This window comes from Amycolatopsis rifamycinica, from assembly GCF_000695625.1.
In the GTDB taxonomy this organism is placed as follows: domain Bacteria; phylum Actinomycetota; class Actinomycetes; order Mycobacteriales; family Pseudonocardiaceae; genus Amycolatopsis; species Amycolatopsis rifamycinica.
This window is the reverse complement of record NZ_JMQI01000024.1, coordinates 199,127-211,326: the sequence shown is the minus strand read 5'-3', so window position 1 is coordinate 211,326 and position 12,200 is coordinate 199,127. Positions and strand designations below refer to the sequence as shown.

Annotated in this window: 11 protein-coding genes; 2 read left to right on the top strand and 9 right to left on the bottom strand. The window is 72.1% G+C overall.

The window, feature by feature from the left end:
* Positions 1–17: 17 nt before the first annotated feature.
* Entirely contained in the window at positions 18–1,199 is a 1,182-nt protein-coding gene (locus tag DV20_RS11820; protein ID WP_043779492.1) for a sensor histidine kinase, read from the bottom strand.
* A gap of 152 nt (positions 1,200–1,351) precedes the next feature.
* Here DV20_RS11820 and DV20_RS11815 point away from each other — a divergent pair, with 152 nt between their 5' ends.
* Complete coding sequence (locus DV20_RS11815; protein ID WP_043779329.1) at positions 1,352–1,798, top strand: hypothetical protein; 447 nt, start codon at positions 1,352–1,354, stop codon at positions 1,796–1,798.
* A 39-nt stretch (positions 1,799–1,837) separates the two neighbouring features.
* Here DV20_RS11815 and DV20_RS11810 read toward each other — a convergent pair whose 3' ends face one another.
* From DV20_RS11810 to DV20_RS11775, 8 genes are all read right to left on the bottom strand, one after another.
* Positions 1,838–2,440: a DUF3558 domain-containing protein gene (locus DV20_RS11810; RefSeq protein ID WP_152603677.1), complete on the bottom strand. Its 603-nt coding sequence runs from the start codon at positions 2,438–2,440 to the stop codon at positions 1,838–1,840.
* The gene (locus tag DV20_RS11805) at positions 2,437–3,165 is read right to left on the bottom strand and encodes a WXG100 family type VII secretion target (protein ID WP_043779325.1); all 729 of its coding nucleotides are present in this window, start codon (positions 3,163–3,165) and stop codon (positions 2,437–2,439) included. The genes DV20_RS11810 and DV20_RS11805 overlap by 4 nt, the downstream gene beginning before the upstream one ends.
* A gap of 2 nt (positions 3,166–3,167) precedes the next feature.
* Positions 3,168–3,533 (bottom strand): hypothetical protein, encoded by a 366-nt coding sequence (locus tag DV20_RS11800; RefSeq protein ID WP_043779324.1) that lies wholly within the window; start codon positions 3,531–3,533, stop codon positions 3,168–3,170.
* On the bottom strand, positions 3,530–3,835 hold the full coding sequence (locus DV20_RS11795) for a hypothetical protein (RefSeq protein WP_043779323.1): 306 nt from the start codon (positions 3,833–3,835) through the stop codon (positions 3,530–3,532). Before DV20_RS11795 ends, DV20_RS11800 begins: the two co-directional genes overlap by 4 nt.
* Positions 3,832–4,266 (bottom strand): YbaB/EbfC family nucleoid-associated protein, encoded by a 435-nt coding sequence (locus DV20_RS11790; RefSeq protein WP_051735907.1) that lies wholly within the window; start codon positions 4,264–4,266, stop codon positions 3,832–3,834. The genes DV20_RS11795 and DV20_RS11790 overlap by 4 nt, the downstream gene beginning before the upstream one ends.
* Positions 4,267–4,641: 375 nt before the next feature.
* Positions 4,642–5,649, bottom strand: coding sequence for an SMP-30/gluconolactonase/LRE family protein (locus tag DV20_RS11785; protein ID WP_043779321.1), 1,008 nt, complete (start codon positions 5,647–5,649; stop codon positions 4,642–4,644).
* A 42-nt stretch (positions 5,650–5,691) separates the two neighbouring features.
* The gene (locus DV20_RS11780) at positions 5,692–7,326 is read right to left on the bottom strand and encodes a PQQ-dependent sugar dehydrogenase (protein ID WP_043779488.1); all 1,635 of its coding nucleotides are present in this window, start codon (positions 7,324–7,326) and stop codon (positions 5,692–5,694) included.
* 146 nt (positions 7,327–7,472) lie between these two features.
* Positions 7,473–8,441 (bottom strand): helix-turn-helix transcriptional regulator, encoded by a 969-nt coding sequence (locus tag DV20_RS11775; RefSeq protein WP_043779319.1) that lies wholly within the window; start codon positions 8,439–8,441, stop codon positions 7,473–7,475.
* Between the two features lie 176 nt (positions 8,442–8,617).
* Between DV20_RS11775 and DV20_RS43040 the strand changes: the two genes are divergently transcribed.
* A complete protein-coding gene (locus DV20_RS43040; protein ID WP_051735906.1) occupies positions 8,618–12,025 on the top strand; it encodes a S8 family serine peptidase in 3,408 nt (1,135 codons plus the stop codon).
* Positions 12,026–12,200: the final 175 nt, after the last annotated feature.

Here is a 12,200-nt window from a genome sequence, read left to right as displayed (position 1 = left end):
CCGGTCTCCCCTCGCCTTCAGCCCGGTTCGAGCGGCAGCCGCGCGGCGACGCGCCAGCGCCGGCCTTCCGCCGGACCCGTCTGCACCGTACCGCCCACCGCCGCCACCCGCTCCGCCATGCCCAGCAGGCCGTAGCCGTCCCGGCGGGCCGGCCGCGCGGCGCCGTCGTTCACCACCTCGACCCGCAGCTGGCCCGGCGGTTCGTGCCGGACGAGCACCCGGACGTCGGTGGCGTCGGGCGCGTGCCGCCGGACGTTGGTGAGGGACTCGGTGAGCAGCCGGTGCGCAGTGGTGACGATCTCCGGCGCGACGGCCAGCTCGGCGAGGCCGGGCCCGACGTCGAGGTGGATCCGGTCGTCGTCGGGAACCGCGCGGTCGACGGCGGTGACGAGGTCGGCCGGCGGGACGAAGAGGTCTTCCTCACCGGTCCGCAGGGCGCCGACCAGCCGGCGCATCGCGGACAGCGCCGTCGCGCCCGCGGTTTCAAGCTCGGCGAACGTCGCGGTGTCGCCGCCGGTGCGCTCGGCGACCCGGTGCGCGGCCTGGACCCGCACGACGATGCCGGTGATCTGGTGGGCGACGAGGTCGTGCAGCTCCCGGGCCAGCCGGAGCCGCTCGGCGGTGCGGAGCTCGAGGATCTCCACGCGGTGGCGGACGTCGGCGTCGCGGAGCACCAGGCCGCCGGCCAGCGCGCCGCCCCAGGCCAGCGCGGCGCCGGCGGCGTAGAGCCCCGCCGGGTTTTCGGTGCCGTAGCGCAGGAACGGGGCCAGCGTGGCGGCGGCGCCGCCCAGCACGGCCAGCACGGTGGCCGCTTTCGGCGCGAGGCGGTGGCAGCAGGCGCCGACCATCAGGGCGAGCGCGAGGGTCTCGGCCGCACCGGGCTGCGGCGGGAGCCGCGCACCCGTCGTGGCGAGCGCCGCGGCGACCGCCGTCCCGAGCAGCGACAACCCGGAGACGGCGGCAGCCAGGACGGCGATGTGGCCGGGGAACCGGCGGCGCAGCACGGCCAGCAGCGCCACGACCGGGCCGACGCCCGGCGCGAACTCGACGGCGATGGCGGCGAGCTGCCCTTGACCGGGACCGGCCCGGGCCGCGAGCACCGTGTCGAGCACCACCAGCACGCCGAGCACGGCCGCCTCGGCCACGAGCGGGCCACGGCGGCCGGTCCACGGGATCCGCGAAGGGCCGGGGAAGGTCACCCGCCGATCGTGCCGCACCGCGGGCGTCCGCGCCGCCGATCTCGTACCGGGGTAGGAGACCACGACGGGAAGTTCGTACCGGCGGACGATCTTGGGCATCGCGGACGGCGGAAGACTCACCGGTGACGGACAAGGGGAAACGGAGGTTCGTGATGCGGGAGGCTGACGCGACGGCCGGGGCGCGGCCGGTCGAAGGCGAGATCGAGGGCCTGCCGGGCTGGTACTTCGTGCTCGCCGGGCTGCTGGTCGCGAGCAACGACCTCAGCAGCCAGTTCAGCGACCGGTATTCCTGGGTCGCGCTGCTGCCGCTCGTGCTCGTGGCGGTGCACCTGGTGCTGTGGTTCACGATGCTGTCGCGGCGGCGGCGCTACCTCCGCGCGGTGTGGCGCAGCAAGCAGGCCCTCGCGCTCGTCGCCGTGCTCTTCGCGGTGCGCCTGCTCCTGCAGGTGGGGCTCACGAAGCTGACCGACGAAACCACACCGCTGCACAGCTACCGGCACCTCGTCATCGGCCTGGTGATGCTCGTCCTGACCACCGGCGGGGCGTGGTTCGACCAATGGCTCGTCCTGCGCGTGGTGAACCGGGACGCGAAAGGCTGACCCCGCTGGTCGCCCAGCACGGGTTTCTGGGGGCCGGTGTTACCGCAGGTTGCCGATCACGAACTCCGCCATCTTGGCGACGCCGCCGCAGCGGTCGGTGTCCCAGTAGCTCCCGGGGAGGTCCTTGCCCTCGATCTCGAAGGTCAGCATCTGCTCGGCGGTCACCTCGACCGAGATCGAGCACTCCGCCGTCGACCCGAACTGGTGGTAGACGACGGCGGGAAGACCGCTGATCGACGTCTCGGTCCACGGTTCCAGTTCGCCGCTCTTCTTCAGCGGGGACGTCGAGAGTTCGGTGAGGGTTTTCGGGCTCTGGACGGGCTTCAAGGCCGCCATCAGCGCACCGGGCGGATTCATCCAGGTGCACCCGAACGCGGGCAGGGTGGTCCGCCTGGTTGCGCGGATCCCGTCGGGCGGATCGGCGACCACGGCCGCCGCCTGCTCCTTGGTCAGCAGACCGCACGGGTCGGAGTCGAATTTCGCCAGGTCGACGGGCGTGGGGACCTGATCCAGTGGCAGCGCGGCGCCGGTCTGCGCCGGGGTGGGCGGCTGGGAGAGAAGCCGTTGCGACTTGGGCGACCCGCAGCCCGCCAGCAAACTTACCGACAGGAGCGTCGCGCAGGCGATCACGGGTGCCCTCATGCCGGCGCCGCCGACGGGTCGATCCGCCACTGCCGTTGGTCGTTGATACCGGAGTTGCCGGGCATCGGAGGCATGTCCGGGAAATTGGTGTTGCCCTGTACCAGGGCGATCGCCTGCGTGCGGTACTTGCCCAAGGTTTCGAAGGTCTGCCCGAACAAGTCGCTGACCGATTTGACGAGGTCGAACAACGCGTCCGCGACCGTGTCGACCACCTCCTTCGAGGTGATGACGTCGAGGATGGGGATCTCGGCCGTCGCGATCGCGATGATCGTCTTGTAGCCGACCTTGCCCAGTTCGACGGCGCAGTTGCCGATGAACTCGATCGCTTTGGCGTAGGTGTCGATGATGCAGCCGGCGATCTCGGAGAGGATCCCGGACATGCTCGCCACGACTTCCTGCTGTCCTTCGAGAGCCTTGCCGACCAGTTCGGCGTATCCGGTGAACTGGTCCGCACCGCGGCCGCTCCACGTGCCGGCCACGGCGAGGGCGGCTTGGGCGACGTCGTCGCCGGCGTCACTGAGGTCCTTCTTCTGCGCGAAGTCCATCGCCATGGACTGGACCTGCAGCGCGTTGCCGAGCAGCCGGTTGCGAACGTCGCCCAGGAGTCGCAAGACGTTGTCATGGCCGAAGATCTCCGCGATTTGGCGGATTCTCGCGTCGGCGTCCTCGGGGTAGGGCTGCGGCTGCGCCCGAAGATCGGGTGGGGCGGCCGGTGGTGTCGTCATGATCAGTTTTGCCCCTTCTCCTGATCGCGCAGCCGCCTGAAGTCCGCTTCGTCCTGGGTCTCGTAGTAGTCGGCGGCCTTGTCGAGCGCTTCGGCGAGCCGTTCCAGCTGCATCGCGCCCTTGTCCGTTTTATCTCGTATGTGGGCGACCGTTGCGTTGAAGATGTCCACCACGTTCGCCTGGACACCGAGCATCCCGACGTCGTCGTCGCGCAGGACGATGTGCGCTAGGCCGTCATCGGCGAACTTGGCGATCTTGTCGCGGGCGGCGAAGATGCCGTCGGTGGCTTTGCGCAAGGCTTCGGGATAGACCTCGAAACCCGAGCCCGCCGCGGCGTTGCCGAACGGGTTGAAGTTGCCGGTGCTCATCGGGTCTCCCTTGCCGCATTCTCGACCAGGCTTTTGCGTCGTGCCGCGGCCGCGGATTCGGCGTTGGTGATCGCCCGCAGGACGTGTCCGGCGAGGCTGGTGCCGGTCTGCCCGGCAACCGCGTTGCGCGCGAGGTCGACCGAAACGAGACCGCCCAGGCCGTCGACGGTGACCGTGCCGAGGCCGGCGGCAATGTCGAGCACCAGGGGCAGGCTTTCCCCGGTCTTCGCCGCCTGCTCGACCGCGGCGACGCGCGCGTCGATTTCCTTCGCGAGGTGGTAAAGCCGTTCTTCGCTGTTCACCAGCGACCGCCTTCGGCTTCGGGTTCCTCGTCGGTGAGGAAGTCGAGTTCCGCGAAGTTCTCCTCGTCTTCCGGCGCGGGATCGCGCCGGGCCGGTGCTGCTGACGGGACGGGCGGCGCAGCCGGGCCGGGGACGGGCAGCGACGGCGGTCGTTTGCCGAACAGCGCGTTCACGTGCGGCAGCGACGACGCCCGCGCGGCGGTGCGGGCGTTGCGGACGGCTTCGACGATGCTCAGCCCGAGCGTGCGGATGTGAGCGCCGTGGAGTGCTCGGTCGTCAATCCGGAGGTCGAGAAGTTTTTCTTGGCCTGTCACGATCGCGGTCACCAGTTGGTCGCCCGAACGCGCGCTGTGCCGGGTCGCAGCCAGTCGAGCGTCGAGTTCGCCGGCCTGCTGCTGCATCTGCCGCAGGTCGCGGTGCCGTGCGGTCATGACGGCGCCACCGAGTTGCGCATGCTGTTCCCCTACTCCAGGTCCTGCCGAGATGACAGAACGTGCCCGGCGTGCACCCTACTGCGAGTGCGCGGCGGCGCAAGGGGGAACCGCGGAAGGAGCGGCGCAAGTCACGTCAATGATCGCGTCCGCAGACCGCCGCAAATCGGACGTTGTCGTCCGAACTCCGCAGCGCTGGGGAATTCGGGTGCCTGCGGACGCTGCACAGTCGGTTTCCCGCGCCGAGTCCGGTGCTCACCCGGCCCCGGCGGCGCTGACGCCGCCAGGGCTGGTCTGAGCGCGTCGCGTCCGACTTTCTCCTCGATGCGTTGAGAGAGCCGGGGGCAGCCGCTCATGCAGGACCGTACGGGTCGGTCAGTAGGGGTTGCCGGGCACGTTGAGGCGGGTCTCGTAGAGGCCGAACCCGCCGGAGACGCCGGACGTGATGTACAGGGTTCGCCCGTCCGGGCCGCCGAAGGCCGCGTTGGTGGTGTTGCGGCCGGCCGAAATCGTGCCGAGCTCGGTGCCCGACGGCGAGAAGACGTGGATGAGCCCCTCGTCGTAGGACGCCCAGTACAGGTTGCCCGCGCAGTCGATGGTCGCGCCGTCGGGACTGCGCATGCTCGCGAACTTCGTGCGGTTGCCGGTGGTTCCGTCGGGGGCGACGGTGTACTTCATGATCGCGTTCGCGCCGGTGGCCCCGACGTAGAGCGTCTTGCCGTCGGGGGAGAGGACGACGCCGTTCGGCTGGGGCAGGGTGTCGTCGACGAGGCTGACCACGCCGTCGCGGACGCGGAAGACGCTGGTGCGGCCGCCCTGCTCGTCGGCGCGGTTGCCGCGCTGGTAGTTCGGGTCGGAGAAGTAGGTGGTGCCGTCGCGGCCGGTGGTCAGGTCGTTCGGGGAGTTGAACGCGTGACCCTGGTAGCCGGCCGCGACGGTCGTGCGGCTGCGGTCGGTCAGGCTGTAGGCGGACACGGTGCGGTTGTCGTGGGTGGCGGCGAGCACCTGCGTGCCGTCGGCGGAGATCGCCAGTCCGTTGCTGCCGGAGGCGGCGATGAACGTCTCGAAGGTGGCCGGCGGCGTGTACCGGAGGATGGCTGACGGCTGGACCCCCTGCGGCCCGGTGGCGTTCTGCATGTTCGACAGCAGCAGGGTGCCCGTTCGCCGGTCCCAGGTGGGCCCCTCGAGGAAGTTGAACCCGCTGCGGACGAGCCGGGCCGCCACCGTCCGGCTCGGCAGCGGCGGACCGTAGGTCCCGTCCGAGGGGCACGGCGAAGCCGTGGTGGTACCGGACGCCGCGGGCGTCACCCCGGCCGCGATGACGATCGCCGCCGCCGTCACCGTCCACAGGCGACGGTTGCGTGGTGTCCTGCGGTGAGCCATGCCGGCTCTCCTTCCGTGAGGGGACCGCCCGCGGCCCGGGGTTCACTGCCCGAGCGCGACCTTGAGGATGCTTTCGTTGCTGTTGTTCGCGACGCTGTCCTTGTCGCCGTAGTTGCTGGTGGTCAGCCACAGACCGCCGTCGGCGGACGGTTCCACCGTGCGCAGCCGCCCGTACGTGCCGTTGAGGTACTGCTGCACGCCGGTCAGGCTGTCGCCGGAAATCGTGGCCCGGTACAGCCGTGCTCCGCGCAGGCAGGCGATGTACAGGGCGTCGCGGACCACGGCGATGCCGCTGCACGAACCTTCGGCGACGGGGTAGGTGCGCTTGGGCGCGATGAAGCCGGCTTCGGCGCAGCTTCCCGTGGTGCCCTCGCAGCGCGGCCAGCCGTAGTTGCCGCCGCGGACGATCAGGTTGGTCTCGTCCATGACGTTGTTGCCGAATTCCTGTTCCCACAGCCGGCCCTGGGAGTCGAAGGCCAGGCCCTGCGGGTTGCGGTGGCCGTAGCTCCACACCGCGGTGCCGAACGGGTTGTCCGACGGAATGGTGCCGTCGCGGTTGATGCGCAGGACCTTGCCGGCGAGGTTGGCGAGGTCCTGGGCCCATTCGCCGTTCTGGCCGTCGCCGGTCGAGATGTAGAGCTTGCCGTCGGGCCCGAAGCGCAGCCGGCCGCCGTTGTGGTACTTGTTGCGCGGGATGCCGGTGAGCAGCACCTGCGGGGTGCCGCTGAGCACGCCGCCGGTGTAGCGCACGCGCACCACCCGGTTGTCGGTCGTGGTGGTGTGCATGACGTACAGCCACGGGTCGGCCGCGAAGTCGGTGGCCACGGCGAGGCCGAGGACCCCGCCCTCGCCGTCGGTTCCCGCGACGCCGGGCATCCGTCCGGCCACGGTCTTCGCGCCGGTGGCCGGGTCGAGGCGGACGATCTCGAAGGCGTCGCGGCGACCGAAGAGCACCTGTCCGTCGGGCAGGGTGGTCAGGCCCCACGGCAGGTCCGTTTCGGTGGTGACCTTGGTGACCGAGCACACCGCGGTGGCGCAGGAGCCGCCCGTGGTCACCGCGACCGCCGTGCTCGCGGCCGAGCGGTTGGCCTGCGCGTCGCGCGCCCGCACCTGGTACCGGTAGCGCGTGTTCGCGGCCAGGCCGCTGTCGGTGAACGACGTCGTGCCCGCGCCGCTGGTCGAGCCGACCTGGGTGCCGTTGCGGAGCACCTCGTAGCCCGTGACGCCGACGTTGTCGGTGGCCGGGCGCCAGCGCACGGTGACCGTGGTGCCCGACGCGGTCGCGGTCACGCCGGTGGGGGTGGAGGGCGGCTCGGTGTCGGACTGGCACTGGGGCACCGCGACGGTGACCGTGGAGCTGGCCTGGGAGACGTTGCCCGCGGCGTCGCGGGCGTTGACGTACAGGCCCCAGGTGGCGCCCGGCGCGACGGTCAGCCGGGCCGACAATGCCGTGCCCGGCACCGAGGTCATGAGCTGCCCGTCGTGGTAGATGTCGTAGAAGGCCACTCCGACGTTGTCGGACGACGCCGACCACGAGAACGTCACCGCGGTGCACGACAGGTCCGAGGTGCGCGGCGCGGCCGGCGCGGTCGGTGGCGTGGTGTCGGCGGCGGCGGTGGCCGACGCGCCCGGGGACGGAAGCACGACACCCAGGCCCAGCAGCGCCACGGTGGTCACCACCCGGAGGCCCGGGCGTTTTCTGCTCGGAGTAACGCGCATGGTGTTCCTCTCTCAGGGACGCGAAGCCACTGGGAGCGCTCCCAGGCACCGTAGCGCAAAGGGTTTGCCGCGGACAAGACCGGTGAGCGGATTTCCAACCACGCTCAGATCCAACCACGCCGGGTGGCTTCCATCGCGATCTGGAACCGCGTCCGGGCGCCGGTCCGCTGCATCAGCTTGGTGACGTGGCGCTGCACCGTCCGCTCGCTCCAGCCGAGCGCCCGCCCCACGGCCTTGTCGGTCACCCCGGAGGCCAGCAGGGCCAGCAGCTTCGACTCGTCCGCGGACAGCTCGCCGGGATCGGCGGCGCCGAACCGGACCGGCACGCTGCGGGTCCACACCGACTCGAACAGCGCGATCAGCGCGTCCAGCAGCGGTGACGGGTGGATGAGGTACGACGCGGTGAGCGCGGGATCGCCCGGGCGCATCAGCGGGATGATCGCGAGCCGGTCGTCGGCGATCGCCAGCTTCATCGGGACGTCGCCGGCGATCCTGGCCTGTTCGCCGTGCCGCACTCCCAGCTCGATGTCGTCGAGCAGGCCGGGCAGCTCGACGGCGCTCTTGTCGTAGACCACCCGGTACCTGACCCCGCGCTCCAGCAGCGCGAGCTCGACGTGGTTCGGCTCGCCGTGCCCTTGCGGGGCCGCGTACGGCGGCCGGTCGAAGCCGCGCATCTGCACCCGGATGTCCTGCTGCATCCGCGTCCAGCGGTCGTTGACCTCGTCCCGCCCGGAGATCACCTCGACCAGCTCGCCCGGGTGCGCGAACCGCGTGCTCGCGCGGTAGGTCTCCATCAGCGTGCCGATGTGGCGGCGCGTGTCGCGCAGCGCGGCCTCGCGCTCGCGCAGGACCGCCTCGATGGCCCGGTCGGGCGGGACGACCACGTACCGGGTCGGACGTCCGGCGGAGCGCGTCGCCAGGCCGGCCTCGACGAGCGCCTGCAGCGCCCGCCGGGTCGCGGGCAGGGAGCGGTGCGTGTCCTGGGCGAGCTCGGGGGCGGTCGCCTGGGTGCGCCGGACGATGGCGTTGTAGGTCGCTTCGTCCGCGCCGCTCACCCCGATCGGCTCCAGCACGGTCGTCCCCCTCCCTCGTGTCGGGTTTCCGACACCTGACCGGAATCCGCCGCCTCGGTGAGCTTGTCACGCGGTGATCATTCCTGCACCGTTTGGAAGTCGACGGCGCGCAACCTCACACGGGGCGCGCCGTCTCGTTTGTCCGCCGCGACCTGACGGAACGAAGGAGTCTCCCCATGTCCCTGTCCGCCTTGCGGACCCGAGGCCGGCACCTGGTGCTCGCGGTGCTCGTCACCGCCGGCTCCCTCGGAGCCGTGCCGGTGGCGGCCGCCGCCGATCCGCCGCCCGCGGCCGCCCACGCGAAGATCGCCCGAGAACTGCGCGACCGGATGGCCGGTGCCCGAACCGGTCCGGATGCGAAGTTCGAGGCGGTCGTCGTCCTGAAGGACCGCGGCCTGCGGCCGTCGGCCCCGCAGGCCGCGCGCAAGACGCTCACGGACTCGGCCACGGCCATGCAGGCCCCGGTCGTGGACCTCGTCGGAGCCCGCCGGGACCATGTCGTGAAGACGTTCTGGCTCAAGAACATGGTGCTCGTCCGCGCCACCCCGGACACCCTCGACGCGGTCGCCGCGCTGCCGCTCGTCGACCGCGTCATCCCCAACTTCACCCTGCGCTCGCCGACCGAACCCCGGAAGGCGCGGCAGGCCGCGGCGGACCCCGCGGTGGCCTGGGGCGTGCGGAAGATCGGCGCGGACGAGGTCCAGCGCGACGGGGGCACCGGCGCCGGGGTGCGGGTGGCGATCCTCGACACCGGCATCGACACGCGGCACCCGGACCTCGCGGGCAAGCTCGTCAGCGCCGACCCGGCGAACCCGGAGCACCCCGGTGGCTGGCTCGAGTTCGCCGCCGACGGCTCCCCGGTCCACTCGACCCCGCACGACAGCTCCTACCACGGCACCCACGTGGCGGGCACCATCGCGGGCGGGCACAGCTCGGGCACGCAGATCGGCGTCGCCCCCGGCGCGGAGCTGATGGCGGGGCTCGTCATCCCGGGCGGCACCGGCACCCTCGCCCAGGTGGTCGCCGGGATGCAGTGGGCGATCGCGCCCTACGACGCCGACGGCAAGCCGGCGGGCGAGCCCGCGGACGTCGTGAGCATGTCGCTCGGCGAGGAGGGCTACAGCAGCGAGATGGTCGAGCCCGCCCGCAACATCTACCTGGCGGGCGCGTTCCCGGCCTTCGCCATCGGCAACGAGTGCGTCGCGGGCGGTTCGGCGGCGCCCGGCAACGTCTTCGAGGCGACCGGCGTCGGCGCGACCGACGACGGCGACAACGTGCCGGACTTCTCGTGCGGCGGGGTCGTGCGGAAGAAGGACTGGGCCGACGCCCCGGCGAACTGGCCGGACAGCTACGTCGTGCCGGACCTGTCCGCGCCCGGCGTCGACGTCCTGTCGTCGCTGCCCGGCGGTGAATACGGTCTGCTGAGCGGCACGTCGATGGCGACCCCGCACGTCTCCGGCACGGTGGCGCTGATGCTGCAGGCGAATCCGCGCCTCACCCCCGACGAGACGCTGGACATCCTGACGGGGACGGCGTTCTTCGACAACCGCTACGGCGCGCGGCCGAACACCCGCTTCGGCGCGGGCCGGATCGACGCGGCCGCCGCCGTCGCCGAGGCCCGCCTCGCGAGCGGCATCACCGGGACGGTGACCGCGGAGAAGTCCCGGGATCCGTTGCCGGACACGACCATCACGGTGGCCTCGACCGGCCGGTCGTATGAGAGTGACGCCGGAGGGCACTTCAAGATCCGCGTGCCCGCGGGCACCTACGACCTGACGCTGTCCCGGTTCGGGTACCACGACCAGCGCGTGCGGGCCGTGGTGACCGGCGGGAAGCTGACGGATCTGCGGGTCGCGCTGAAGCCGACACCGCGGGGCGTCATCACCGGCCGCGTCACCTACGGGCCGACGGGCTCGACCGTGCCCGGCGCGACGGTGCGGGTGGCCGACGTGCTCGACGAACTGACCGCCGTCTCGGACGGAACCGGCCGCTACACCATCAAGGACGTACCGGAGGGCACCTACCGGGTGACCGCTTCGGCGGCGGGGATCTCGGCCGCGAACCCGCGGCAGGCCACCGTGCGCTGGTGGTGGCCCGCCACGGCCGATTTCGCGCTGCCGCGGCCTCCGTCGACGCAGCGGGCCTCGGTGACCCGCGACGGCGGCCAGATCCACGCCGAAACCTTCTGGCCCGCGATGAGCGGCGACGGCGGCGTGATCGCGTTCGCGAGCATGTCCTCGGAGATCGCGCCCGGGGAGGCGAACGACGACATGGACATCTTCGCCAGGGACACCCGCACCGGCGTGATCGAACGGATCTCGGCCGCGGCCGACGGCGCCGGGGCGGACGCGTGGGCGATCAGCCCGACGATCAGCCCGGACGGGCGGTACGTCGGATTCCTCAGCGGCGCGGCCAACCTCGTGCCCGGCGACGTCAACGGGGTGCCCGACTCGTTCGCGCGCGACCGGCGGACGGGCGCGACCGAGCTGATCTCGGTGTCCTCCGACGAGCGGCAGGCCGACGGCCTGTCCGGGCAGCCGGTCTTCAGCGCCGACGGCCGGTACGCGGTGTTCCTCAGCCAGGCCGCGAACCTGGTGCCGGAGGACACGAACGGCAGGCAGGACGTCTTCCTGCGCGACCGGGTGGCCGGGACGACCGAACGCGTCTCGGTGGGGTCCGCCGGCGTGCAGGCGGACGGGGACTCGCTGGAGCCGAGCGTCAGCGCCGACGGCCGGTTCGTCGCGTTCGAGAGCGGGGCGGAGAACCTGGTGCCCGGCACCGGCAACGACCACCGGGACGTCTTCGTGCGTGACCGGCGGACCGGGACGACGGAGATCATCCCGGCGCCGGCCGGGGTGGAGGTGACCCAGCCGTCGATCAGCGCGGACGGCCGGATGGTGGCCTACGCGAGCAGCGGCCCCGGCGCGCCGTCGCAGGTCTCCGTGTACGACCGGCAAACCCGCACGAGCACGCTGGTGTCGCAGGCGGCGAGCGGGACCGGCGGCGCGGACGCGTACACGGCGAGCCCGAGGATCAGCGGCGACGGGAACTTCGTCGCGTTCTTCAGCTTCGCCGCCAACCTCGTTCCGGGCGACGACGGCACGTCGGACGTGTTCGTGCGCGACCTGCGGGCGCGGACCACGGCCAAGGTGTCCGGCGGGCTGGGCGGCGGGCTCGGCGACGCCTACAGCGACTTCCCGTCGATCAGCACCGACGGCAAGTACATCGCGTTCGAAAGCGAGGCGGCCAACCTGGTCGAGGACGACACGAACGGCTACTCGGACATCTTCGTCCACGACCGGGCACCCGGGCCCCAGGCGCGGTTCGCGGTGGCGGACCTGCACACCGAGGGCGGCCACGGCCGGGCGCCGGTGCGGATCACCGCGTCGGTGAAGGACGTCGGCGAGGTCGACGGCACGTACCAGGCCCTGCTGTGGATCGACGGCGCGATCGCCGGCGAGCGGGCGGTGGTCGTGCGGAAGGACCAGACCACCCGGGTCTCGTTCGAGGTGCGCGACCTGCCACGCGGACCCCACACGGTGCGGCTCGGGCCGCTCTCCGGGTCGGTGACCGTGGGCCGATGAGGGGAGGAGCCGGGAGCGCGGCGCCGCGCTCCCGGCTCCGTCCGCCGCCGGATCGGCGGGGCTGGTGCCGGGTTGGCGGGGTTGGCGCCGGAGACCGGCGCGGGGTCGGCGGGGTTGGTGCCGGGTTGGCGGGGCTGTCGCCGGAGACCGGCGCGGGGTCGGCGGGGTTGGTGCC